Below are 26,627 nucleotides of genomic sequence, written 5' to 3'. Positions count from 1 at the left end.
ATATCATACATGCAACTTAATTGCATCACACATACATCTTACATAATGAGAAAAGGCTCGAAAAAATCAAAGATTTTTCCTCGCTTTGGCGGTTCGCCAAATGAAATAATTTATAAAATCAGGCCTGAATGCGAGCATTCGTCCTGTTTTATAAATTATTTCACTTTTCTCATTTTGAAATATTGACTACCGGTCATTTTTAGAGTATAACATAAAGTGTAAAAAATGACTACCGGTCATAATTATTTTTTAATGAGGTGATTGTTATGAAGTATTTGTCTAAGGCAATAGTAAAATCAAGGTTCATAATACTGATTGCCAGCATAGCACTCATGATTCCCTGCTTTGCAGGTATGGCAGCTACAAGAGTTAATTACGACATACTCTCATATCTGCCGGGAGAGATTGAGACTATGAAGGGTCAGGACATCCTGATGGATCAGTTCGGAACCGGAGCCTATTCCCTTTTTGTGGTTGAGGGAATGGCTGATAAAGACATCGCAGCCTTGAAGACGGAAGTTGAAAAGGTTGAGCATGTAAAGAAGGTCATCTGGTATGACACCTTCATGGATTACACAGTACCTAAGGAAATGCTTCCCGATGAAATACAGGAAGCTCTTGGAAAAGGCGATACGCAGCTGATGTTCATCATATTTGATGATACGACTTCAAGTGACGGTACCATGGAAGCCATCACTAATATAAGGAAGATAGCCAATGAGAAATGTTTCCTTTCCGGAATGGCAGCAATAGTCCTTGATACCAAGAACCTTACAGAGAAAGAAACTCCTATATATGTAGGTATGGCAGTACTCCTTGCCACAATAGTTCTTTCACTGACAATGGATTCATATTTAGTACCGTTTTTCTTTCTCGCAAGTATCGGTATTGCTATAATGTTTAATATGGGAACGAATATCTTCCTTGGGCAGATATCCTTCCTTACAAAGTCCTTAAGTGCGGTTCTTCAGCTTGGTGTTACACTGGATTATTCGATTTTCCTCTGGCACAGCTACCAGGAAGAGCTTGAAAAGGGAGAAGAAAATAAGAAGGAAGCCATGGCGAATGCCATCACAGCAACCTTCCAGTCAGTACTTGGATCTTCCATTACGACAATAGCCGGTTTCGTAGCTCTTTGCTTTATGAGCTTCACAATCGGTCTGGATCTTGGAATTGTTATGGCAAAGGGTGTTATCTTCGGCGTTATAAGCTGTGTAACAGTCCTTCCTTCAATGATCCTCGTATTTGACAGGATTATTGAAAAGACCAAGCATAAGCCGGTTATTCAGGAGTTTGTTAAGACTCCCAGATGGATTTCCAAGCATGCACTTATATTCGGACTTATCTTCCTGTGCCTGCTTCCTCCCGCAATATGGGGATACAAGCACACAGCAGTTTATTATGACCTTTCAGAGACATTGCCTGAGAATCTTTCAAGCAGACAGGCGATGATAGAGCTTGAGAAAAACTTTGAGACAAATACGACTTATATGATTCTCGCAGATGCCGATATAGATACTGCAACCATGCAGGGCATGATCGGAGAATTAAAGAAAGTAAAGGGCGTTGACGGAGTTCTTGGTGTTGAAGCACTAATAGGACCTACTTTTCCTAAAGAAATGATCCCTGCGAAGCTTCGAGAGGAGCTTACAAGCGATGACTACCAGATGCTGATGGTTACAAGTAAATATAAGACAGCATCAGATGAAGTCAATGCACAGATAGAATCAATAAATGAAATAGTAAAAAGATATGACAGCGGCGCGATGGTAGTTGGTGAAGCTCCTTGTACAAAGGATCTTATCAATATCACAGCAAAGGATTTCCAGACTGTCAGCATAGTATCCATAGGATGTGTATTCCTTATAATCGCTCTTGTTATGAAGTCAATATCACTTCCGTTTATACTTGTAGCGGTAATCGAGTTTGCGATTTTCATCAATATGGGTATTCCCGGATTTACAGGTACAGTAATACCGTTCATTTCATCGGTTGTAATCGGTACCATCCAGCTGGGAGCTACAGTCGACTATGCTATCCTGATGACTACACGTTATTGCAAAGAGAGAAAGGATGGTCAGAGTAAGAAACAGGCTACACGAATTGCTCTTTCCACCAGCATGAAGTCAGTTATTGTCAGCGCACTTAGCTTCTTCGCTGCGACATTCGGCGTAGGACTTGTATCAAGCGTTGATATGATCGGATCCCTTTGCTTCCTGATGGCAAGAGGTGCCCTTATCTCAATGGCAGTTGTTATACTTGTTCTTCCTTCAATGTATATGATCTTTGATGGACTTATCATTCGTTCAACATGGGGAATGCGCGAATGCATCAGGATGGATAAAGACAGGAAGAATCAGGATAAGAAACAGGACAACGATCAGAAACATAAGCTTGTCCATTTTAAAGCTGTTTAAGCTAATAAAGTAGCGTTCGGGTTTATAGAGATAATCATAGAAAAGAGGTTATGTTATGTATAAGAAGAATTTACTCAAAGCCACATCAGTATTCACAGCATTTGCTCTTGCGTGCTCTACAATGGCAATGTCTGGATGCGGCCTTAATAAAAAAGAAGATACAGTTGCTGTAGAGACTCAGGCAGAGACAGGAAAAGATACAGTAGAAAACGCAGAGGCAGATGAGCTTGTAGATACAATGACCAAGACAGCCTACACAGGTTCATCCGAAAATGCCGAGAGTGGAAAAGAAGAGACTGTATATGTAATGACAGATGCCAGTGGTAACGTTGATGATGTTGTTGTAAGCAACTGGCTTAAGAACAAGGATGGCAGTAAGACACTTACAGATAAGACCAATCTTAAAGATATTGTAAATGTAAAGGGTGAAGAGACCTACACTGAGAATTCCGATGGCACAGTTACATGGGACGCAGAGGGTTCAGATATTTACTATCAGGGAACACCTACAGAGCAAGTTCCCATCGGTGTGAAAGTTACCTATACACTTAACGGAAAAGAGATGACTGCCGATGAGATCGCAGGTCAGAGCGGAAGTGTGAAGATCCGTTTTGATTATACAAACACTCTCAAAAAGGAAGTAAATATCGATGGTCAGGAAGAAAACATTGATGTTCCTTTTACAATGATTTCCGGAACAATGCTTGACAGCGATAAGTTCGCCAACGTAAAGGTTTCTAACGGTAAGGTTATATCAGATGCCAACAATTACGTAGTAGTTGGTGTTGCAATGCCTGGTCTCAAGGAATCACTCAAGATCGATGATGAAAAGCTTAAAGAAAACGACATCGATGAAGAGGATGTTAGTATTCCCGATTATGTGGAAATTACAGCTGATGTAAATGATTTTGAACTTCCCATGACAATTTCTATGGCAAGTGCAAACGTAGTATCAGACCTTGGCCTTGATAAGATTTATAACTCAGATAAAGTAGATACTCTTAATGATGATATGGATAAGCTCTCTGATGCTTCTACAGAGCTTCGTGACGGAACAGGCGATCTTGCAGACGGCACAGGCAAATTCCAGGATGGTACAACAGAGCTTGCAAACGGTACATCAGATCTTAAGGATGGAACAAAGAAGCTTAAGGATGGAACTACAGAGCTTAAGGATGGAACAACACAGCTTCGCGATGGTGCAGGAACACTTGCATCAGGTGCAGGTACACTGGCTGACGGAACGAACACCTTAAGCGCAGGTGTAAAAGCATACACAGATGGCGTTGGCACAGTAGCAAGCGGTGCATCAGACCTTAAAGATGGTGTTGCTACTCTTGCAAAAGGTTCAAAGGATCTTACAGGAGGAATCACTTCAGCGAAGGATGGCGCCGAGCAGCTTTCATCAGGTGCCAATCAGCTTAGTAAGGGAATTGGTACATTAGCTGAAACGGTTAATACAAATCTTACAGCTGTTACTTTGGCAGAGAGTACTTTCTATTCCGCTTACAAAGCTGTAATAGATGAAGTTGCACATCAAGATACATCAGCATCTTCTCCTACAGTAGCAACTACCAATTCAAATGGTACAGATGTAAGTGCTCTTATATCAAGTATTACAGATCAACTGGCTGACGTATATGCAATAGAAGCAGATATTGAAGCTGCAAGAGCGCAGGCAGCTGAGAATCGCGCTGAGCAGGCAGAGAACAGAGCAGAAGAAGCAGAGACTCGTGCAAATGATGCTGAAAAGGCTCTGAATGAGATAAATGAAGAAGATACACCTTCTTCAGATGCAGCAGACGATTCCGATAATGCATCAGATGAGAACAGTCAGGACAGTTCTCAGAATGATAATCAGGATGCAAAGAACGCCAGTGATGAGCAGAACACACAGCCTGACACTGCTTCAGATGAAAATAACGCATCAGACAATGGCGCCCAGAGTGCTGAGAGCACAGAGGATAATAGTTCTAGTACAGAAGCTGCTGATAACAGCTCATCAGATGATAATGGAAGTAATGAAGAGGCTTCTCAGAATACCGAAGAGGTAAGTGATTCTTCTGCCGAGAGCACAGAGGAATCAGTAGAGAGCCCTGAGGAATCAGTAGAGAGCCCTGAGGCAGTAAGTCTTGATGCATCTTCAGAGGAAACAGTAGACGGAACTGTAGAGTATGCAAATGATGCCGGCTGGGCAGCAGTAGAAAGCCTCACAAAGATTCCTAAAGCAAAATGGGATGCTATGTATCAGGCAGTAATTACGGCCAAGGCTGCAAGCGGAAGCGATGAGCAGGTTACACAGCTTGGTAATCTTCTTGAAGCTGCCGGCACCCTTATAACTCAGGGAAAAGCAGCTAAGAAGGCAGCATCTACAGCTGGTGAGGAAGCAAAGCAGGCATTAGCCACAGGAGATCGTGATACATTTCTGGCAAAGCAGGCAGAGGCACAGCAGAAAGCCACTGAGGCTAAGACATGCTATACACAGGCCCTGACTTTACTTTCACAGAATGTTGTTACTCCTGCACAGAATGCAACACAGTATGCTATGACAATTTACATGGCGTACAGCTCACTTTCAACATCAAAGACCATGCTTGATCAGCTCTACAACGGAGTAGGAGCAGGCGGACTTAAGGATATCAAGACCGGCGCTGAGACACTTGCTAAGGGAACAGATGATTTATATATCGGTCTTAAGAAGCTTGATAAGGGCGGTACAAAGTTCAATAAGGGCATCAAGTCTCTCAAGGATGGAAGCAAGAAGCTTTCATCAGGTGCAGCACTTCTTAGCAGCAAGGGAGATGAGCTTAAGAACGGCGCATACCAGCTCTCTGAAGGAGCAGGCAAGCTTGCAAGCGGTGCTACAGAGCTTTCAGATGGAACAATCAAACTTGATAACGGCGTAGGAGAGCTAAATGATGGTGTTATTGAGCTTGATGACGGCGCAGGTAAGCTTAATGATGGTGCCAACGAATTAAAGGATGGCGCTGTAGATCTTAATGATGGTGCTAAGAAGCTTGCAGACGGAATGGTAGAGTTTGATGAGGATGGAATCCAGAAGCTAACAAGCACAGTTGATGAGGATCTTCTTTCAGTAAAGGACAGACTCAGAGCAGTTGATGAAGCTTCACAGAGTTATACATCATTCTCCGGTGCAAATGAAGATGAACCCAGCTCAGTACAGTTCATTATTCGTACAGCCGGAATCAGCACTGATGAGGACTAAGGGAGATAAAGTATTTTAAATATAATTATTATACATGTAGATTTGGCCACCGCAGATTTAGCGGTGGCCATTTTGTCATTATTTCTGCGCGAAAATCTATTTTAATCTTTGGTGTTTTTGGTCTATAATTACTATATTGCGGTTTAAGCAGAAGATAATGTAAGGCAAATAGGTATCAGGTCAAAATCGTGACAATAAATAACATAATATTTGAGGAGGTTTAAGCTATGTTGTATGGAGCGTTAGAAGCAGGCGGAACCAAGATGGTTTGTGCTATTGGGGATGAAAACGGTAAGATTCTTGAGAGGACAAAAATTCCTACTACTACTCCTGAGGAAACTATGCCCCCGATTTTTGATTTTTTCAAAGATAAGGGTATAGCAGCTATAGGTATTGCATGTTTTGGACCTATAGATTTAAACAAGGATTCCAAGACATACGGAAGTATCACTTCTACCCCCAAAAAGGGTTGGTCCGGTTATAATATCGTAGAAGAGACAAAGAAGGCGCTGGGAATTCCTGTAGGTTTTGACACAGACGTTAACGGATCCATGCTTGGCGAGGCGACATGGGGATGTGCCAGGGGAGTAAGCGATGCCATCTATCTTACTATTGGAACAGGTGTAGGCGGCGGAGTTATCTCAAATGGTAAACTTCTTCACGGAATGCTGCACCCGGAGGTTGGTCATATCAGACTTCCACGAGTAGAGGGAGATCCGGGTAAGAGTGTATGCCCCTTCCATGACAACTGCCTTGAAGGTCTTGCGGCAGGTCCGTCAATCAAGGCACGCTGGGGTGTCAGCGCTGATCAGCTGGCAGACAGAGCAGAAGTATGGGAGATTGAGAGTGAATACATTGCTAATGCACTTATGAGCTATGCTCTTATCTTAAGCCCCCAGAAGATAATTCTTGGTGGCGGTGTTATGCATCAGGAACAGCTATTCCCTCTTATCAGGAAAAAGTTCAAGGAACTTGTAAATGGTTACATTGTGACTAAAGAGATGGAAGATCTCGATAATTACATTGTTCCCGCAAGTCTTAATGATGATCAGGGTATTATGGGAGCTGTAAAGCTCGCAATTGATGCCTGCAAGTGAGATTTACTTTAGCAGGTTTAAGATTTTGTTTTAAGAGATAATTATGGATTTATTTGAGTACGCAAGAGAAAACAGCATGAAAAAGGAGTCGCCCCTTGCCGCAAGGATGCGCCCCAAGACTTTGGATGAGGTTGTGGGGCAGCAGCATATCATCGGCAAGGATAAGCTCCTTTATCGTGCAATAAAGGCAGATAAGATAAGCTCTATCATTTTGTATGGCCCGCCGGGAACCGGTAAAACCACACTGGCCAAGGTAATAGCCAATACAACCAAGGCAGAGTTTATGCAGCTTAATGCCACCGTATCCGGAAAAAAGGATATGGAGGAGGTAGTAGCCAAGGCCAAGCAGAATCTTGGAGGATTTGGCAGGAAGACTATTCTTTTTATAGACGAGATACATCGCTTTAATAAGGGGCAGCAGGACTATCTCCTACCTTTTGTTGAGGATGGAACGGTTATTCTGATAGGAGCAACTACCGAGAACCCCTATTTCGAGGTGAACGGGGCTCTTATTTCAAGGTCAGTTATTTTCGAACTGCAGCCCCTTTCTGAAGATGATATCAGGATACTGATGGAGAGAGCCGTTACCGACAGCATAAACGGTATGGGCTCTTATAATGCTGTTCTTGAACCTGATGCTGCAGATTTTCTTGCGGACATAGCGGGAGGAGATGCAAGGCATGCGCTTAATGCCATAGAGCTTGGTATTCTTACCACCGAGAGAAGTGAGGACGGTAAGATACACATTACAAGAGAGGTGGCGCAGGAGTGCATTCAGAAGAGAGTTGCCAGATACGATAAGGATGGCGACAATCACTATGATACGATTTCTGCATTTATTAAAAGCATGAGAGGATCAGACCCTGATGCTGCGGTTTATTATCTGGCGAGAATGCTCAATGCAGGAGAGGATCCTAAATTTATTGCAAGGCGTATGGTCATCTGTGCATCCGAGGATGTAGGTAATGCAGATCCCCAGGCGCTGCAGGTAGCAGTTGCAGCATTCCTTGCAACAGAGAGAATCGGCATGCCTGAGTGTCAGATCAATCTATCCCAGGCAGCAAGTTACATAGCAACAGCACCTAAGAGTAACGCAGCGGTGGAGGCGATTTTTCAAGCTATGGATACAGTTAAAAACACAGGAAATCTTCCTATTCCCACACATCTTCAGGATGCACATTATAAGTCAGCTGCTAAGCTCGGCCATGGAATCGGTTACAAATATGCCCATGATTATCCCAATAATTATGTGAAACAGCAGTATCTTCCTTATGAGTTGAATGGAAAGGAGTTTTACAGCCCTTCCGGTAACGGCTATGAGGTTAAAATCAAGGAGCACATGAAGTTCCTTAAGGAAAATGCTAAAGAATCAGAAGAATAAATAAGTTAGAAAGGCAAGAGGATAGGATTTTGAAGAAACTCTTACCCGGTAAGTTTTTTGAAAAAATGGACAGGGAGCTGTCTGACAAGATTAAAGGAATAAGTATTGTATGCAGTCTTGTGGCCATAATGGCACTTGTTATGACTGTGGCAGGTATTTCAGGAGCTTTTGATAAAAAGGAAGAGCCGGAAGAAGTAGTAGAGGAAGAGCCTGTTTTTGAAGTTAAGGAGACAGAGAAGGAAAAGAGCTACCTTGATCCTGACATATTAAAAACTATCACAGGTTCAGGTGAACAGGTAAAAAATGCGCTTGATGCAAGGCCTGCTACGGTGGATGTTCCGACAGAACAGCTATCGGAGTATGTAAAAATAGACAGCTGCACTATAGTGGAAAGCGGTGCAGTAGAGGTAAAGGGGCTTGCAGAAGCAATCCCCACTTCCGATGATAAATATTATTATCTGTTTGATGCTGCCACTTATGAAGACGATTTCAACAGTGAAGCAGAACCAATATCCAAGGTCTATAAGGATAAAGAGATACGACTTGATGCATCTCTTAATAAAGGAGCACCGGGGTCAAGACTTTACAGGAAGTTCACAGTAGCAGTTAAGAAGGATGGTGTTTTCACACCTGTTTCTCATGCAAGCTATGTGACAAATCCTGAAGCGGTTGCTTCATATAATTACGGCGGAATGCAGCAGAGTTCCAAGAAGGGACTTTTGATCGATCCTTCAAGACTTAATGATGCAGTGGATCTTGGAGTGAATTATGCAACCTACAATATTCCGCTTAACAGACTTCTTTCGCCAAGTGCAGAGGGCTCTGTATCATATTCCTATAACGGAGTGACCTATCATTTCAATGGAAGGATTCTTCAGGAATACGATTATCTTTTTACTACGCTTAATGCTAAGGGAATTGATGTTGCAGCGATTGTTTTGAATGACGTATCACCTTCAACTTTCCCTGAAGTGACTCATCCAAGCGCAAGGGGCGGATCAACAGCTCCATATTATATGTTCAATGCATCTGATGAGAGCGGTGTTAATGCAGTTGCCGCCATCGGTTCATTTCTTGCAGGCAGATATTCAGGCGCAGGACATGGAAATGTGGCTATGTGGATCTTCGGAAACGAAGTCAATGCCAGAAAAGAATGGAATTATATGCAGCAGACAGATCTTGCGACCTATACTGCTGCTTACACAAGAGCATTCAGAGTATTCTACAATGCTATAAAGAGTACCAATGCAGGAGCCAATGTTTATATATCTCTGGATCAGCAGTGGGATAGGAATCTTAAGGGAAATCCCGACTATGACGGAAGGGATATGCTTGATGCTTTTGCAACTTCCCTTAGAAACTATGGTGATATAGGATGGGGACTTGCTCATCATCCTTATACAGTACCTCTTTATGAGACGGCATTTTGGAATGGCAATAAGCTTGTTACGGATTCCGCAGATACTTCTTTTATAACCATGAAAAATATAAATGTTCTGACGAGCTACATGAATAGCGAGGCGATGCTGTATAATGGCGGAGTCAGATCAATCATATTAAGTGAAGTGGGTTATACTTCAACCAACGGAGATACATTACAGGCAGCAGCGATTGCATATGCATACAGTAAGGTTGCAGCTAACGGAAGTATTCATGCCATTATGTTTTCAAGGCAGACGGATGCTGCTGAAGAGATTGCTCATGATGGTCTTGCCATGGGACTTTGTGATGCAGGCGGCGGACATAAATATTCGTATAATGTTTTCAAATACATGGACACACCACAGAGGGAAGAATATATTTCCTTTGCAAGGTCGATTGTAGGTGTCAATTTTTAAGTGATCACCCGGTGAGGTATAAACTGTAGTTTACAGAGGAGGAGTAAAATATTATGACTAATGCAGAAAAAGCACTTGAGCTTCACGAGAAATGGAACGGTAAACTGGAGATATCTTCCAAGGCAAAAGTAAAGTCCAGAGAAGATCTGGCTCTTGCATATACCCCCGGTGTTGCAGAGCCCTGTAAGAAGATTGCAGAGGATAAAGAACTTGCTTACAAATATACTATGAAAGCCAATACTATAGCTGTTATTTCAGATGGAAGTGCGGTTTTGGGACTTGGCAATATCGGAGCTGCAGCAGGTATGCCTGTTATGGAGGGTAAAGCAGTTCTTTTCAAGGAGTTTGCGGGAGTTAATGCTATTCCGATCTGTCTTGATACTCAGGATACGGAAGAGATAATAAAGGCAGTTACATATCTTGCGCCCAACTATGGCGGAATCAATCTTGAAGATATCGCTGCACCCAGATGCTTTGAAATCGAAGAGAGACTTAAAGAGACTCTTGATATTCCTGTTTTTCATGATGATCAGCACGGAACTGCCATAGTTGTACTTGCAGGTGTTATAAATGCTCTTAAGGTAACAGGCAAGAAGAAGGAAGAATGCAAGGTAGTTGTAAATGGTGCAGGAAGTGCCGGAATTGCCATCACAAAGCTCCTTCTCAGATATGGCTTTACAGACGTTACAATGTGTGATAAGGAAGGAATTATCTGCAGCAGATATCCCAATCTTAATTGGATGCAGAAGAAGATGCTTGAGCAGACAAATAAAAAGGACGTATCCGGAAAGCTTGCAGATGCGCTGGTTGGAGCAGATATTTTTGTAGGAGTATCAGCACCGGGCATTGTCAGTCAGGATATGGTCAGAAGCATGAACAAGGATGCAATCCTTTTTGCAATGGCTAATCCTACACCTGAGATCATGCCTGATCTTGCCAAGGAAGCAGGAGCAAGGGTTGTTGGAACAGGACGTTCGGATTTCCCTAACCAGGTTAATAACGTTCTTGTTTTCCCCGGTATTTTCAAAGGTGCTTTAGAGGCTAGAGTCCCTCAGATTACAGAGGATATGAAGCTTGCTGCTGCAAATGCACTGGCTGACCTTATTTCTGATGAGGAGCTGTCAGATGAGAATATTCTTCCTGCAGCCTTTGATCCCAGATGCGCAGAGGCGGTTTCGGAAGCGGTTAAGAGATTTGCGAATAAATAAAGATAAACGGTGGAAGTTTTATGAGTTCACAGTATCTTACTTTATATAAGATGATCGTGCTGTACATGCTTAAGAAGTCCGGTGACAGACTCAGCAAGGCGCAGATCTATGATTTTATTTTGGAAAATGAATACACCAATTTTCTTACGTTGCAGGAGGTTTTCAGCGAGCTTGCAGATTCGGGGCTTATAACCGAGTCCAATGAGGGCAGCAGGACCTATCTGAGAATGACTAAAGAGGGAGATGAAGCCCTGGGATTTTTCGAGAATAGGATCAATCCCGATATCAGAACGCAGATAGATGAATACTTCAAGGAAAATGGCATGAAGATCCGGGATGATTCTGCGATAAATGCTCATTTCAAGAAGACCGGTGAGAATGAATATGTGGCATATCTTTCGGCTTCTGAAGGAAACAGTTCTCTTATCGAGATGTCTATTCCTGTATGGACTGAATCAATGGCGGAGTCCATCTGTGAGAATTGGAAAAAGAAGAATCAAAGTATTTATCAATATCTTATAAAAGAGCTTATGTAATGAATTTTGATGCACATTTTGAGGGGCGTATAAATGGCTAAGTTCTTAGACAGCATGAGGAGGGAAAAAGGCAGTATTTATTCCCTTGTCTCAAAATATTATGTGCTGTTTGCAATTGCAGTATTGCTGCTTGCATACGGTGTAAAGTATTTTACGCAAAAAGCCATGTATGATGTGGATTTTTTTAGTAGCAGTGAAGTCATAACCGGCCAGATGACGGATTTAGAGAATGAACGATACTATAGGCTGAATCTTGAAAAGGTAATAGGTAAAGACGGTTACTTCGAGATTCTTGACAATAAAGCTAATGTAATATTTATAAGCAAATCCGGTGTGTCGAATGTGTACAACATGGATGAGCTTTCATTTATTCCACCTGTTTCAGGCAGTTCATATTATTATGTCGGAAAGATTTATAAGGATAATGTTGTAGACGGATATATACTTCAAAAATACAACTACGTTAAGGATGGCGATGGGAGTAGGGATGGAGCCTTTTATGGAGCTACTGAGACCGCGATCCTTGATAAGGACAGAAATATTATATATAGCAATTATGATGAGGAACGCAGCTATCTGTCTGAGAACGAGCTGGCCTACGCCATGGAAAATACAGCAGATGGGACATATTTGCAGAGATTTTCTTTCGTGACGGCGGACGGTGAAGAGAGAGTAATGCTGCTTCATTCAGCCTATGCAATATCGAATGACGAAGAAGAGAAAAAGATTTATACGACGGGATTATTTGTTTTTCTTGGTATATTCGCGGTCCTTCTCTTAATATTTGTATTGAGAATTATCATATCGGTTAAACGTCCTATGGATATGCTTAAGAATTCCATGGATGATCTTACGGAAGGAAAGAAAGATGTGGCTATTTCCTACTCAGGGCCTAAGGAATTCGTACAGATCGTAGATGCTTTTAATGATATGGCAGATAAGCTTCATGAGACAGAGAAAGCTCGGGAGCATCTTGAAAATGAGCGTCAGAAGATGCTTACATACCTTTCGTATGATCTGAACATACCTATTACAGCTATTAAGGGCTACACCAATTTTGCTCTTGATAGAAATGCAACGGAGGAAAATAGAAGAAAGTACATCGAAGCTATAGCTCTTCATACAGACGATCTGACAGAGTTCATTGATGATCTTGGTGATTATGCAGACCTGGAGGAAGCAGAGTTTAAGCTGGATAAGTCCAATGATGATATATTCGAATTTTTCAGAAATTACTTCCTGCCAAAGAAAGAAGAGGTAGAGCTTCTAGGATTTTTCATGGATGTAAATGTGCCGGATGAGAGTATGTATAAATCCTTCGATAGAGTTCAGATAAAGCGTGTGTTTGAGAACCTGATTTCAAATTCTCTCAGTCTCAATCCGCGTGGCACTAAGTTATATGCTGATATATCAGCCAGCTCAAATAAGGTCGTGATCCATATTGGAGATGATGGAGAAGGCATTCCTGAGGAAGCGACCAAATATCTTTTCGAACCCTATGCCGGTGGCAATACGCCATTTTACGGTAAAAACAGAGCTGCGATTGGATCTTCTATAGCAAGAATAATAGTGGAATCTCACGGCGGTACGATCAGATTGATGGATAAGGCTGAAAGCGGCCATTCTACTATGTTTGAGATAGTATTTTAGATAACCTGCAGAATATTTACATAATATAAAATCAGTGATTGACAAGCGCTTAAGTGCTTGGTATTATATTCGTTGTGACTGATGAAGTCACGGATTGCTGGCATAGCACAGTCGGTAGTGCGTCGCATTGGTAGTGCGGAGGTCACGGGTCCGATTCCCGTTGCCAGCTCGCCCTTAAATCCAGTATTTATCTGGGTTTAAGGGATTTTTTATGTCTAAAATGAGTGGTCTTCGAGTGGTCTTTTTCGTAATTTCAACCAAAACATGACCGAATTACGTCAAGCTTTGTATCCTTCTGAACAGCTCTGATGTAGTGAAGAGTAGTGTTTTGTCCACATGACCTGCTACATACATAACAGTTTGCAGATCACCACCTGTAGCTCTTGCAAGTTCAGATACACTCCAAAATCTGATTTTGTGTAGATAATTAAAATGGTTTTGAGCCAAGAAAGCTCAAAACCATTTTGCTATTCTGATTCATTATTATTGAATTTAATGAAGTCATCTATGATATTTTCTATAAGTCGGAATTGATTAGGTGTTAAACTGGTGAGCTTCTTTGACAAATATAATTGATCCTTGTCAATAATACTTCCAGTGAGGAGGTAATCTGTACTAACTTCAAGACCTTCAGCAAGTTTAGATAGGTTTTCCGGTCTCATGGCACGTTTACCAGATTCAGCGTAAGATACAAATTGAGTGGTGACACCGCATATTTCAGCAAGCTTTTCCTGCGTCAATCCCATTTTCCTTCTACGTTCAATTATACGTTCTCCGATTTGTTGTAAACAAAGATCTGTGTCTTGCAAAGAATGCGACCTCCTTGATGTTTATAATATCGTAAGAAATTCCGTATAAAAATTTAATCGTTTACTGTTGGAAAAATCAACAAAACGCGATATAGTATTTGTGCTAGAAAAAATAATACATGACTTAACATTTGAAACAAAAGTTCAAAAATGGAGAAAAGATTATGAGAATTAATTTCAAAAGAGCAAGTTTTATGGGTGTTATAATTACACTCGCAATGATGATTCTGGTTGGTTTCACACCACTCAAAGCATCAGCGGCACCAAAACTTAACAAAAAACAGGTTGAGTTAAAAATAGGGAAAACCTGTAAGCTAAAAGTTAAAGGGGCAAGTGGTAAAGTTAAGTGGTCAACTTCTAATAAGAAAATTGCAAAAGTTTCTAAGAATGGTGTTATCACAGCAAAGAAAGCAGGTAAGGCTACAATTAAAGCTAAGGTAGGTAAAAAGACCTTAAAATGTAAAGTCACTGTTCTTTGTAGACACCATCAGTTTGAAGAGAAGATAATTAAAAAAGCTACATATAAGAGAGCTGGTGAGAAATGTAAAGTATGCAAAGTATGTGGCTTTGAGACTGAACATGAAGAAATCCCAAAATTGACTAGGCAGAATGAGAAGCGTGAAGAGTATATAAGATACAACCCTTCAGGTTATGTACCTAGAACTGAAGGACTAACTGAACAAGAGATTAAGGCTAGACTGGCAGAACTTAAGATGTACTATCCGGAAACAAAAGAATTTTACTGGGAAGGGGTTGTCTGTGCTAAAGGAGCTTATTATGTTGACTTTGCCAAGGGAATGTTATTTGGTGATAGTGATTTAGGGTCTAAAGCAGTTATTGAGGACCCATCTGCAGCACAAGCTGGTGATATAATCAGTGTAGATTTTACGTATCAGGATGTCTCTGGTTATCATAGAAATTATATGATTACAAAAGTTGATGGTGATAATGTATATGTTGTTGCTAACAAGGAAGGTGATTACAAAGTAGCATGTTGGGATGAAGAAGGGTATCCAACATTTAAAATATATAATTCTAATGGGGAAAAATATTTGGTGTTTACAGACCAGAATAAGTATCAAGTAGCAACATGGATTCTCAGGTATCATGATTGAATCATATAATGTATGATTGGAGAGGAAAAGTTTATGCAGAATAGTCTTAAAAGAATAAATTTTATAAGTGTATTCTTTGCATTAGTATTTGTGATGCTTATAAGTTTTGTGACTCCGATGAAAGTATCAGCAGCTCCAAAACTGAATAAGAAACAGATTGAGATTAAAGTAGGTAAAACTTATAAACTCAAAGTCAAAAGAACTAGCAATAAGGTTAAGTGGTCTTCTGTTGATAAAAAGATTGCTAAGGTTTCTAAGAAAGGTGTTGTTACTGCTAAGAAAGTTGGCAAGACAATAGTTAAAGCAAAAGTTGGTAAAAAGACATTAAAGTGTGTAGTTAATGTTATTTGCAATAAGCATCAATTTGAAGAGAAAATAATTAGAGAAGCCACAAGCAGGAAGAGTGGAGAAAAGTGTAAGGTTTGCGTAGTATGTGGCTTTGAGACTGAACATGAAGAAATTCCTATAATTGATGATGAAGATGAAGAAGAATCTGATGATGAAGGTGATTCTAACAATGATTCATCAGGATATACTAATCCTGCAACTGCAGGGTTAACAGAATCAGAAGTTAAAAACAAATTAGCTGAACTCAAAAAGAAATATCCAGAAGGTACAAAAGTAGGTATTTGTTCAGCTTATACAAGCTTAATAGCGCAAGAACTATATGGTATAATGTCATTTCCTATAGCAAAACATCAAGACCTATCAAAATTAAAAGCTGGGGATATAATTATTTATACTTGGGGAAATGATGATGATAGTGCAGGGCATGCAGTTGTTGTTACAAATGTGAATAATAATTATATCTACGTCACAGATGCAAACCATGGTGATGATTTAAAATGCTATTGGGATACAGAAGACAGTCCATCACTTATTATAAAAGATGGTAAGCTGTGTTATGCGGATGATAGAGCGTCTATCACATCAATAGAAATTCAGTCATATTATAATAATTAAATTATAGCACGTGGGTGCTTCAAACACACCCACGTATTATAATATATTTCAATTCAGAATAATAAGTCTGAAAGGAGGTTTATAACCTCATGCAGACATGCGTTTTGACAAATGGATTACTAATGTTACAATAAGATCGTTCGGGAGAGCTCCTGCCATATAAGTGGAGAAGTTTCAACTCGGGAGAGTCCCTGCCATATAAGTGGGAAAGCTTAAACTCTGAGAGGGCTGATTACCAGCCCTCTTAATTATTTTACTTGCAGAATAATTGAAGTAATCATAAAATGATCAATCCAAGCTAAATTAGGGAACATATCAAATAAATGGATATAGATTTTTAAAAGGTATTATCTTAGCATATTACTTTGAGGAGACGACATATGAATGCCAATGACTATATTACTGATCCATGCAAGGCTTCATCTCTGCCATATTGGAAGACTGAAAACATCGTAATGCCAGAGCACATAATAGTACTTAGGGATGATGATTATAACAAAGAGCAGCCCGCCAGAAATGATGATCAGTATTTTAAAATGATACATAATTTGAAAATGATTCCAGATGCATTTTTACCTGATGACTTTGAAGTTGTTCAAGCTGATGTAAAGTTTTTTGCGGATTATATAAAATGAGAAAAGTATTTTGCTCATTTAATCAGATAAAAATGGTATAATATAAGCAATTAGTAAAACTATGGAAGGATTGATGAATATGTGTCAGGTTAAAGAAATGCGCATAGATAACAGAACAATTCATGTTGCTGATATAAAGCAAAAGTATATCAGTAATATTATTGATGCTGCAAAAAAAGTGTGCTTTTATCGACAGAATAATCCTTTTTGGTTCAAGTATTGAAGATAGATGTACCTATGATTCTGACATTGACCTGGCAATATTCGGTAATCAAACCAAGTATAAATGTTTAAATTCAAAGGAATATAGACGTTTTGCTGAGGAACTATATTCATTTGATGATTTTAATCAGTCTTATGATTTGCTCTATTTTAAGACAGGAAATGATTATACTGGTATTCTTATTAACGATATAAATAATGGGGAGGTTCTTTATGACAGGAAAGATGATTAATTCCCCAGAGCTTTCTTTATATCAGGCTAAAGCTGATTATTTCGTGCCAAGGGCACCGGTGCTGAGCATCGCTCAGCACCATTGTTTTTTTTATTGCGAACCACCGGTTCGCAATTCAGCCCCACTTGGCAGATTATTCGCGTTTACTGCAGTATCTGCGCATGTTTGTCTTTCCTGTTTCTACCCAGGTTGTTGTATAAGCAAATCTGTCTACTATCGCCTCCGCATAGACTCCTTCACCCAGCTTTTTGATCCAGTCTTTTTTAGAATACTGCGTACAAAAGATGGTGGATGAGGAATCTGAGCGTCCGGTGGTCTGGCTGATTTCAGTCTAGATCACCGGTATTCTTATCTCAAGCTAACCTCTGAACAGTAATCTTAAAAGTTTAATCGCGCTTATCTAGGCGGAAAAACATTTAATTTTTTAACGGTATTATGTGTTACAATTTATATATGTAGAAATGATTCACTTGAAGAGAGGATCTTAATATGGCAGAAAGAAGCAACGAACAGAAAAACTTTTTTAAGAACCTGCACACGGATCAGTATAAATGGAATGATTTCTTTCTTATTCCGCTTATAGTGACAATTGTGATGATGTTTGTCGGGCAGACGGGAGTTCTCGTAATCTCTGGAATTCTAATGAAACCGATTATCAACGATAACAATGTCGATTTTCTAACAATATTTCAACAATATTTCACCTTCACGGGAATTTGGATTATAGCTTTACTTTATTGCTACTTTACCAAAAAAAACAGACCAATAATTAATGCTTTAACACCTTTTTGCAAAGGAAATACAGTGAAATACCTGCTTTTAGGTCTTTTAATTGGTTTTGCCCAAAATGCATTTTGCATTATGGTGGCTTTGCTGCATAAAGATATCTATATTTCTTTTGATTCATTAAATCTATCGAAGGTAATACCACTTTTTATAGTTGTATTTATACAGTCCAGTGCAGAAGAATTACTTTGCAGGGGCTTTCTGTATCAGAGACTAAGAAGGGGATATAAAAATCCTGCTATAGCGGTTGTAGGAAATGCTCTGCTGTTTTCACTGCTGCATGCAGCTAATCCGGGAGTGTCTCCACTTGCTCTTCTTAGTATCCTTTTTGCTGGACTTATCTATTCACTTATGGTTTATTATTGCGATTCAATATGGATGCCGATGGCAGCACACGCAGCCTGGAATTTCACCCAGAACATTATATTTGGACTTCCAAACAGTGGTAACGTATCGCCAGTTTCAATCTTTAAACTAGATGCATCTACAGCCAGGGGTAGTTTTGCATATGACGTAGGATTTGGTGTTGAAGCTACAATAGTAGCTATAGCACTTTTAATAGTAAGTTGTATTAAAGTTTATCTATGGGGAAGCAAAAATAATAAAAAGCCAACTGAAATCTGGAATTAAAAGCAATATCTACACAACAAAAAATGATAAGTCAGTAGCCTCTATAGGAGGACTACAAAACTGATCATACGAGGAAAAATACCAAATGGAAAATACTATGTATCAGGTGTCGACACTTCAGGCGCTAATTCTTGGGTACAGCCGGACGGTGATAAATGTAGACAAACTAATTCAGCATGATGATACCGGGCTGGCATCTTCATTTTCTTTCCGAGGACAGAACGAAAGGCGGGCATGTTTTTGATGCAAGTATAATCAAAGGAGCAGCCAGAGTAGATAAGATTACCAGTATCCACATAAATCTTCCAAAAGAAGCGGCTTTTGATACCTATTCTCTTAAAGAGGATCTGGAAAGCGAGATAAAATCCGTCGAGTAAAGTAAAAACATCAGATATACAGGCAGAGTTTTAAAAGGAACTAACGACCTCGGCGAAGAGGTAGAGATATCAGCTACAGCAAAAGCGCGTCTGGTCCTATTAGTCAGTTTTTCGCCGGATATTCACTCACAAGCATCCATAAAAGACATGTTGAATCACACATACGTGGGAAACAGTCATTAAACCTTGTAGCAATATTCAACTTTCTATGAAGTTCTCTGGCTGATATTGTTTGCTTGTCAAAATCAATCTTTAATAATTCGTTCATTATGCCTTCCTATCAAAATTAAAGTTTTTTATGATATCCGGTTTAATGCATTTTTTATCTTTACTTTTAACAGAGTATATCTGTTATAATCGAGGTGGAGTTTCTGGTATTTTTCGAGTAGGGGGATTAATGAAGAGAAAAGCATTATTGTCGTTTCTTGTGACGTCATTGATACTTGTGGCGGGATGCTCTAAGTCTGCCTATAATGCAGGGACTGAGGGTGATTTCGCAGCGCCTTCAAAGGTAGTGGAGGATACATCAGAGCAGGAACCCTTGGCAGATAAGCCCCAGGAGGGTTCGCCGGATGATGAGACCGCATCTGAAGGTGGGAATGACGTTTTTACAGATGATAAGCCGGAGAATCCGGGCGAGCCTGATGGTACAGCGCCGGATGTAAAGCTTTCTTTGGCTAAACGCCTTTGCGGAAAATACAGTTGTAAAAGCAGCAAAGGTGAATATTATATTCTTGATATCTATGAGTTTGCTGACAATCTCTATGCTCATGTGGGAATCTCCGAAGATGATGAGAATTCCGATTATCTTGGCGCATATACATTCTGGGGCGCCGAGCTTATTCCTGATGATAAAGATGTTGCCAAAAATCAGAATGATGATGTTTTTAGTTGTGACATTCTTGCTTTTTCCGTTATGTCCAATATGGGAAAATATCAGAGTGCGCCGCAATCCTGCAGACTGATGCTTACGGATAAGGGCATAGATTTTACAGGAGCATTTTTCTCCGGAAAAGAGGAGACACTTCATTTTGAACATGATAACAAAGTGGAGGATGCTTTTCCTTATATGTTCAGTGAGGAAGCAGGTTCAGGAAATCCATCAGAAAAAATGATAGGAATATGGCGAGAGACAGACTCTGATAGTCCTCTTTATGTTGAATTCGGTGAGAGGGGAATATTCAAGATTTACAGAGAGACTCCCGGCATTGAGGTTTTCTTTGCAGGTGGTGAATATCACTTTATTGATGCGGATAAGTTCTGCGGAACATATAGCGTTCTTGGCAGCGGCAGTATGCCTATGGAGTATGAAGCGGAGTTTAGCATGAAGGATGATGATACCATAGAGCTTGATTTCATATATGATAATTCCCTGTCAAAAGATGATAAGAGCCACATGGTTCTTGAGAAAATAGATGAGGATGACGTGCCTTTTGTGACAATAGATAAGGTCAGAGAGGTGCTGACTGACGATTATAATTATGATGCTTATGCTTTGCCAAGTGACTACTATGATGGTGGTTTTTACGGTGTGTGGGTCGGTGCGTATGAGGATCTTGAGGAAGCAAAAGAGCTTGCTCAGAAAATAGAGGATCAGGGAGCTGTAGCAACGGTTGTTTTCTCACCAGAATGGGAGAATCTGAATGCGAAGCCCTTTTACTGTGTGACTTACGACAGATTTGAGACGGAGTCCTCCGCGGAAGCAGCGCTTGTTAATGCAAAAACCTCGGGCTATGACGGAGCGTATATCAAGTTTTCCGGCAAAAGGGTGATGCATCGAATTTACTACACAGTGTATTCCCATGATGTTATGGATTTTTCAAAGGATAAAGTTGTCATCAGCGGTGTAAGCACTTCTTCACTTATGGGTGATGATGAAAAAGAGATGACTCTTATCGTTGATAAGGATACGACCTTTGATTCCTCCTGTAATATGAGCTTTTTTGGAAATTATGAAAAAGGTCAGTCGGTGCTTGAGTGGTTTAATAAAAACGACGAGCTGGCAAAGGAAGATGCTGACAGTTATTCAAATGACGGCCCTGCGCTTTTGGGTATATTCGATGTGGCTATAACAGGGGATCATATAGACAGATTTTATGGAAGTTATTGGTGGGATTAGTTTTTATAATATAAAATTATCGGGATAAAAATAATGGTACGTTTACTTGAAGATAAGGATGAAAAGAGAAGAGTAGTCAGAAAGATTTTGGAAGCACTTCCTGACTGGTTTGGAATTGAGGAATCAAGGGAGCAGTACATTAGAGAGAGTGCAGACCAGATAATGCTTGTGGCTGAAGATGAGGATATTCCTGCAAAAGATGGCGAACCGGGTAGCAAGGCAGTCGGCTTTTTGTGCCTTAAGCAGACAGGTAATGCCACCATTGAGCTTGCTGTTATGGGAGTTCTTGCAGAGTATCACAGAAAGGGCATCGGCCGAGAGCTTTTTAATGAAGCAAAGCGAATTGCACAGAAGAAGGGATATTCCTTCATGCAGGTAAAAACTGTCGAGATGGGACATTACGATGACTATGATGCTACCAACAGATTTTATATAAGCCTTGGTTTTCAGGAGTTCGAGATGTTCCCTCTTTTGTGGGATGAGGCGAATCCCTGCCAGATATATGTAATGTCGCTGAAATGATAGAAGCATTTTTGATGCGGAAATCGTTTATATGTAACGAGAGAAAATAGTGCGTATTGCCTTTATAAATGGCGGTACGCATTTTTTACACAAAAAATTAAAAAATTTCCAACACTTTTGATGACTCATCCGTTATATGTACAGAAGCGCTTAAATGGTATACTTAGCACGGGGAGCAGAGACTTAAATGTACCGGGACATAACAGAATTATATGAACAACTGAATGCAGAATTATTATCCTGGTGCAGCGCCATGACAGGGGACAGATATGAGGCCCAGGAGCTTGTGCAGGAAGGGTTCCTAAGGGCAATCAATCACTTTGAGACTTTGGAATCCATGGATTTTTTTAAGAAAAGAGCCTGGATGTATCAGACAATCAAGCATCTTTTCATAGATGATTTAAGGAAAAAGAAGAGGGAAGATTTGTTTGATGATATGCCTGATATCGGAGACCTTCGAGGAGAATATACGGAGACCGAGTGGATGCAGCTTATTAACTCCCTTCCAAAGGATGAGGGCAAAGTTTTTGTTTTGAGATATCTTGAAGATTTTACTTCGGGACAGATCGGAGAGATGCTGGGGATGCCGGCAGGGACCGTCAGAAGTAAGCTCCATGATGCGAAAATGCACCTTAGAGAATTGCTAAAATAAAGCGCTACTGGTTTGAAACAAAAGCAGTGAAATGTTTATAGGAATTTATGAACTGAAATAAAAAGAAAAGGGGATTATGGTATGCGACTTAAGATTAACTGCGATGTATGTGACACAAGAAAAGTTAACGAAGACAACTACAAGGAGTATGAGGAGATCATAATATCCGCCGACAAGGTCATTGTGGATGAGAGAAGTAAGCAGATTCTCAGTAAGCTTCCCTTTAATATCAAGGCCGATGAGATTAGAAGCGATGAGGAGGACAGACCTCAGAAGGATGTTCAGAATGTCAACGGAGTATATGAGATCGGACCTGAGACAGTGGTTAAGGAAGGAACGATTTTGAATGTAAACGGCTTTCTTAAAATCGTGCCAGGCTGCGAAGAGACATTGAACAGGTATGAGAAGATATGCATAAATGGAGTGATACTTTGTCCCAAGAGCCTCACAGGTAAACTCCCCATGCACAGCATTTCCCTTAACGGCATGGTAAAGGGTTACCCTGATGATTATGTGATGCTTGATAACAAGTATAAACTTGATAAGTATTTCCCTATGAGAGCAGCGGAGAACAGCGGATATTTCGCATCCACCTGCATATTTGATGTTGATGCTGAGACGGACTTTGGCAGGCTTGCTGAAAAGAACGTGAAATTCTACACGGACAAAGTATACATAAGGAAAAGCCACCTGGAAAAAGCTCTTCAGCTTTTCAACATTGAAGCAAAAATCGTCGAGATTCCGGATGAATGTAAAATCATGAACAGTGACGATTTCCATCTTGATGATGCACTGATTTCTTCTGCAGGTAGCAATATCTACGTGTCAGGAGATGTGACAATTAAGAAGGACAGCCTGTCCGCTCTTGAAAAACTCTCAGCTCTAGCTGTGGACGGTACAGTGAAAATCGATAGATCCTGCCTTGAGAGATTCAATCAGCTTAATGTGAACTGCGCAAAGGTAGTCGTTCTTGACGGCTTTGCAATTGAAGACAGAGCAATGGTATCACTGGACAGAGAGATGCTTGAGAATCATCCTGAAGGTGTGGTGCTTAGGGACTGTGCTCTGGTAAGCATAGGTGATGATATACCCACAGAGCTTATCCGTGAGAGACTTAAGATAAAAGACTGTGCAAAGGTAACCTGCGCTGATCAGCAAAAAGCGGTAATATCAGAGGTTTCACAGGATGTTGCTTTTATCGGTCCATGGGGCGTAATGGGAGTATTTGGTTCAATTTTTGGAAGACCTGGCTCCGATGCTTCAGAGTCCAGTGACACCAAGTATATCAATGCTGATTTTTATGAACTGTAAACTGAGGGTGTTTTTGCAAATTGATTTTTCAAAAACTTAAACAAAAAATAGTTGACGTAATTTAGTTAGGATGATAAAACTAAATAGTAGTTTTTGAAAAAAGCGGAGGTTAAGGAGATGACGAAGTTTTGATATTGATTCTAATGCATATTGACAGCCATATCGGCTGAGCTGCGTTACGTTATTTCGTAAGGCCTGTTTTGTTATCCATAAACAGGAAGTCTTATGAAAGATGAATCATATCAATCTAGAGCATTTTCGGTAACATATTTTCAACTTATGTACTGCCTCTTTATATGCTGAGTGCCGGCAGAATAGTTCTGTATTTGCGGCATTAATAGATTATTGGATCCGTCTGCGTAACGCAGGCGGATTTTTTGTTTTACAAGATTTAATGACAACTTAGGAGGACATCATGGAAAAAGTAAAAGAAACTAAAAATCCCTTATGGACAAGGGACTTTACGATAATAACGCTGGGCAGCGTTGTGTCTATGTTTGGTAACAGCATGGCTGGATTTGCAATGAGCCTTATGGTTCTTGACTACACGGGATCCAATATGATGTATGCCATTTACCTTATGACATACACTGTACCGCAGCTTATAATGCCTATTATTTCAGGCGCAATCCTGGACAGATTTTCCAGGAAAAAGATGATATATACACTGGATTATTTCATGGGGGCGCTGTACCTGCTTGTTGGTATATTTGTGCTTAGCGGCTGGTTTAGTTTTCCGCTGTTTGCGTTATTTTCACTTACAATCGGAACAGTTTCAAGTATCTATATGGTTGCCTATGACAGCTTTTATCCTCTTCTTATAACTGAGGGTAATTATTCAAAGGCCTATTCCATAGCCAGCGTACTTGAGACCATGTCCATGTTCATGATCCCTGTTGCAACATTCCTTTATAACAAGTTTGGAATGGCACCGCTTATGATCTTTGATTCAGTGTGCTTTGCAATTGCAGCTACTCTTGAGACCAGGATCGGCGCAGAAGAGAAGTACATCGAGAAGCAGAAAAAGAGCATTGAAGGCGAGAACATGGGCAAGATATCAAGGATGCTCCTGGATATCAAAGAGGGCTTTAAATACCTCTTTTCAGAAAAAGGACTTCTTGCCATTGCACTTTATTTCCTGTTCAGTACCATGGCAGGCGGTGCAGCAAACGTAATCGCTCTGCCTTATTATAAGAGTAATTTTCAAAACGGTGAGTATTTGTTTCAGCTTGTGTTTGGAACTGCCTTTGTAGGAAGGGCGCTGGGCGGAATGTTCCATTACAGGAAAAAGATACCGGTAAAATACAAGTACTGTCTGGCAATTGGAGTGTACATAATTATCGGCCTGTTTGAAGGACTGTATCTGTATGTTCCGATTCCACTCGCGATGCTTATGTCCTTTGTAGTGGGAGTTGGCGGTGTGACCAGTTACACCATTAGAATTTCAGCTACTCAGAGCTATGTTCCCGATGAGAAAAAGGGAAGATTTAACGGAGCCTTTCAGGTGCTTAGTACGTCAGGCTCACTTGTGGCAGAGCTCCTTGCGGGAGTGATGACACTGTACCTGGATCAGAGAGCGGTACTGCTTGTGTTTGAAATGGTAAGTGTTGTTGCCGCCATCGTTATAATCGGTGGCAGCAGCAAACACGTAAAAAAGATATACAATCGAGCATCCTAATTCGCAAGGTTTTCACTATCGTGCTTAAAGGCGATCTGAGCGAAATTGTAAAAGCCCTGATACCAGATGTGGAAGTCGTGTCCGCCGGACATTTCCTGCCACATGAAGTTCTCGCCATCAGTGAATTTATCGCTGAGGGCGGGAAGGGTTTTGGCAGCTGCTGATGCGCTGGAATAAGCAACCTTATCCTGAAGACCGCAGATATTATAGAAGTAGTAAATCTCATATTCACTGTCTTCTAAAATGCTGGCAGTCTTTGATGCGATGTTACTTGTGGGAGCAGCGGAAAAAGCACCAAAGTATCCAAAGAGATCCGTGCATTCATCAAGGCCGATGTTGATGGTCTGCATGCCGCCCATGGAGAGACCTGCAATAGCTCTGTGAGCTCTGGTGGCAGCCATGTCATAGCCACCTTCCTGATAATCTGCATAGGTGCTGTAATGGGATTCCATATAGGGAATCAGATCGTTTCTGAGCTCCTGACCGAAAAGGTAGAAGGCATCTATCATGGAGCTATCCTTTTTGTATTCGGCACCGGCTCTGCCGTTAGGTGTTACAACGATGAAGCCGTCAATGTCACCGTAATATGCAAGGTTATCCATTATTGTCTTTACTCTTGAAGTATTCTTATTCATTCCCCATTCATCTTCGTCACCACCGATTCCGTGAAGAAGGTAAAGAACGTTATATTTTTTATCCTCGCTATAATCTGCGGGGAGATATACGTTGGCTTCTTTTGTTATCTCGCTTTCATCTCCTGCATAATCGTGAGCTGTGTATGAAATGCGCTCGATTGTACCTGCACCTTCAGTGCGAAGGTTAGTGTACTTTGGCGGAACATGCTCGCTTATTTCTGCGGTTGGCCCTTCGTCGTCAGCTGCATCCTCAGAATCGGTTTCTTCAGCTTCTGTGGCTTCTTCCTGATAAGAGGTTTCTTGTGCAATTGCGTCTTCGATGGAACCTGCAGACTCATCCTGATTTTCTTCTGGTTCCTTGGCTTCTTCAGCTTCGGTTGCAGCCTCAGCTGATTCTGCCTCGTTATCTGTTTCTTCTGTGGATTCTTCTGCTTCAGCTGATTCTGCTACAGAGACTTCCTCCGCTGCCACTTCTGCTGTTTTAGTGTTTTTGGCTGTGGTGCCACAGGCAGTAAGTAATGCTGTCATCATAATAATTCCCCATAATGTTTTTCTTCTCATATATTTCTCCGATTTGTAAATGATAT

At 40.7% G+C, this 26,627-nt stretch carries 22 protein-coding genes and 1 tRNA gene; 21 read left to right on the top strand and 2 right to left on the bottom strand.

Annotated features, from left to right (window positions below; translation table 11 throughout):
• Nucleotides 1–266: 266 nt before the first annotated feature.
• The 9 genes from G603_RS20940 (at nt 267) to G603_RS0117340 (ending at nt 13,522) form a co-directional block, all read left to right on the top strand.
• On the top strand, nt 267–2,417 hold the full coding sequence (locus tag G603_RS20940) for an efflux RND transporter permease subunit (protein WP_051208067.1): 2,151 nt from the start codon (nt 267–269) through the stop codon (nt 2,415–2,417).
• Nucleotides 2,418–2,472: 55 nt separating this feature from the next.
• Nucleotides 2,473–5,643 (top strand): hypothetical protein, encoded by a 3,171-nt coding sequence (locus G603_RS0117375; protein ID WP_026670995.1) that lies wholly within the window; start codon nt 2,473–2,475, stop codon nt 5,641–5,643.
• Between the two features lie 227 nt (nt 5,644–5,870).
• The gene (locus G603_RS0117370; RefSeq protein WP_026670994.1) at nt 5,871–6,740 is read left to right on the top strand and encodes an ROK family protein; all 870 of its coding nucleotides are present in this window, start codon (nt 5,871–5,873) and stop codon (nt 6,738–6,740) included.
• Nucleotides 6,741–6,783: 43 nt separating this feature from the next.
• Nucleotides 6,784–8,121: a replication-associated recombination protein A gene (locus G603_RS0117365; RefSeq protein ID WP_026523451.1), complete on the top strand. Its 1,338-nt coding sequence runs from the start codon at nt 6,784–6,786 to the stop codon at nt 8,119–8,121.
• A 29-nt stretch (nt 8,122–8,150) separates the two neighbouring features.
• Nucleotides 8,151–9,959 (top strand): DUF5722 domain-containing protein, encoded by a 1,809-nt coding sequence (locus G603_RS20935; RefSeq protein WP_051208063.1) that lies wholly within the window; start codon nt 8,151–8,153, stop codon nt 9,957–9,959.
• Between the two features lie 53 nt (nt 9,960–10,012).
• Nucleotides 10,013–11,167, top strand: coding sequence for an NAD(P)-dependent malic enzyme (locus G603_RS0117355; RefSeq protein WP_026670993.1), 1,155 nt, complete (start codon nt 10,013–10,015; stop codon nt 11,165–11,167).
• A 20-nt stretch (nt 11,168–11,187) separates the two neighbouring features.
• Complete coding sequence (locus tag G603_RS0117350) at nt 11,188–11,703, top strand: DUF4364 family protein (RefSeq protein WP_026670992.1); 516 nt, start codon at nt 11,188–11,190, stop codon at nt 11,701–11,703.
• Between the two features lie 33 nt (nt 11,704–11,736).
• Entirely contained in the window at nt 11,737–13,353 is a 1,617-nt protein-coding gene (locus G603_RS0117345; RefSeq protein WP_026670991.1) for a sensor histidine kinase, read from the top strand.
• A 96-nt stretch (nt 13,354–13,449) separates the two neighbouring features.
• Nucleotides 13,450–13,522, top strand: a tRNA-Thr gene (locus tag G603_RS0117340).
• Between the two features lie 298 nt (nt 13,523–13,820).
• Here G603_RS0117340 and G603_RS0117335 read toward each other — a convergent pair.
• Complete coding sequence (locus G603_RS0117335) at nt 13,821–14,162, bottom strand: helix-turn-helix domain-containing protein (protein WP_022760911.1); 342 nt, start codon at nt 14,160–14,162, stop codon at nt 13,821–13,823.
• Between the two features lie 164 nt (nt 14,163–14,326).
• Between G603_RS0117335 and G603_RS21780 the strand changes: the two genes are divergently transcribed.
• The 12 genes from G603_RS21780 to G603_RS0117275 all read left to right on the top strand — a co-directional run bounded on the left by G603_RS21780 (nt 14,327) and on the right by G603_RS0117275 (nt 25,405).
• Complete coding sequence (locus tag G603_RS21780) at nt 14,327–15,277, top strand: Ig-like domain-containing protein (protein ID WP_026523463.1); 951 nt, start codon at nt 14,327–14,329, stop codon at nt 15,275–15,277.
• Between the two features lie 33 nt (nt 15,278–15,310).
• Nucleotides 15,311–16,240, top strand: coding sequence for an Ig-like domain-containing protein (locus G603_RS0117325; protein ID WP_026523464.1), 930 nt, complete (start codon nt 15,311–15,313; stop codon nt 16,238–16,240).
• 380 nt (nt 16,241–16,620) lie between these two features.
• Nucleotides 16,621–16,875 carry a hypothetical protein gene (locus G603_RS0117320; RefSeq protein WP_026523465.1) on the top strand — a complete coding sequence of 85 codons (255 nt, stop codon included), beginning with the start codon at nt 16,621–16,623 and terminating at the stop codon, nt 16,873–16,875.
• Nucleotides 16,876–17,039: 164 nt separating this feature from the next.
• Entirely contained in the window at nt 17,040–17,330 is a 291-nt protein-coding gene (locus tag G603_RS23340) for a nucleotidyltransferase domain-containing protein (protein ID WP_026523466.1), read from the top strand.
• Nucleotides 17,311–17,625 (top strand): hypothetical protein, encoded by a 315-nt coding sequence (locus tag G603_RS22680; RefSeq protein ID WP_155830935.1) that lies wholly within the window; start codon nt 17,311–17,313, stop codon nt 17,623–17,625. Before G603_RS23340 ends, G603_RS22680 begins: the two co-directional genes overlap by 20 nt.
• Nucleotides 17,626–17,819: 194 nt before the next feature.
• Nucleotides 17,820–18,746: a CPBP family intramembrane glutamic endopeptidase gene (locus G603_RS22675; protein ID WP_196808099.1), complete on the top strand. Its 927-nt coding sequence runs from the start codon at nt 17,820–17,822 to the stop codon at nt 18,744–18,746.
• 176 nt (nt 18,747–18,922) lie between these two features.
• Entirely contained in the window at nt 18,923–19,123 is a 201-nt protein-coding gene (locus G603_RS0117305; RefSeq protein WP_026523468.1) for an acetolactate decarboxylase, read from the top strand.
• A 397-nt stretch (nt 19,124–19,520) separates the two neighbouring features.
• Entirely contained in the window at nt 19,521–21,242 is a 1,722-nt protein-coding gene (locus G603_RS0117295; protein ID WP_026670989.1) for an SPOR domain-containing protein, read from the top strand.
• Between the two features lie 33 nt (nt 21,243–21,275).
• Nucleotides 21,276–21,764 (top strand): GNAT family N-acetyltransferase, encoded by a 489-nt coding sequence (locus G603_RS0117290; protein ID WP_196808098.1) that lies wholly within the window; start codon nt 21,276–21,278, stop codon nt 21,762–21,764.
• A gap of 187 nt (nt 21,765–21,951) precedes the next feature.
• The gene (locus tag G603_RS0117285) at nt 21,952–22,416 is read left to right on the top strand and encodes an RNA polymerase sigma factor (RefSeq protein ID WP_026523471.1); all 465 of its coding nucleotides are present in this window, start codon (nt 21,952–21,954) and stop codon (nt 22,414–22,416) included.
• An 81-nt stretch (nt 22,417–22,497) separates the two neighbouring features.
• Nucleotides 22,498–23,727, top strand: coding sequence for a hypothetical protein (locus G603_RS0117280; RefSeq protein ID WP_026670987.1), 1,230 nt, complete (start codon nt 22,498–22,500; stop codon nt 23,725–23,727).
• 415 nt (nt 23,728–24,142) lie between these two features.
• A complete protein-coding gene (locus tag G603_RS0117275; protein WP_026670986.1) occupies nt 24,143–25,405 on the top strand; it encodes an MFS transporter in 1,263 nt (420 codons plus the stop codon).
• Here G603_RS0117275 and G603_RS21775 read toward each other — a convergent pair.
• Nucleotides 25,402–26,601: an alpha/beta hydrolase gene (locus tag G603_RS21775; protein ID WP_026670985.1), complete on the bottom strand. Its 1,200-nt coding sequence runs from the start codon at nt 26,599–26,601 to the stop codon at nt 25,402–25,404. The genes G603_RS0117275 and G603_RS21775 overlap by 4 nt on opposite strands.
• Between the last annotated feature and the right edge of the window lie 26 nt (nt 26,602–26,627).

Source organism: Butyrivibrio sp. AE3006, from assembly GCF_000424165.1.
In the GTDB taxonomy this organism is placed as follows: Bacteria; Bacillota; Clostridia; order Lachnospirales; family Lachnospiraceae; genus Butyrivibrio.
Note: the sequence above shows the minus strand (reverse complement) of the source record. Positions and strands in the feature narration are given on the sequence as shown.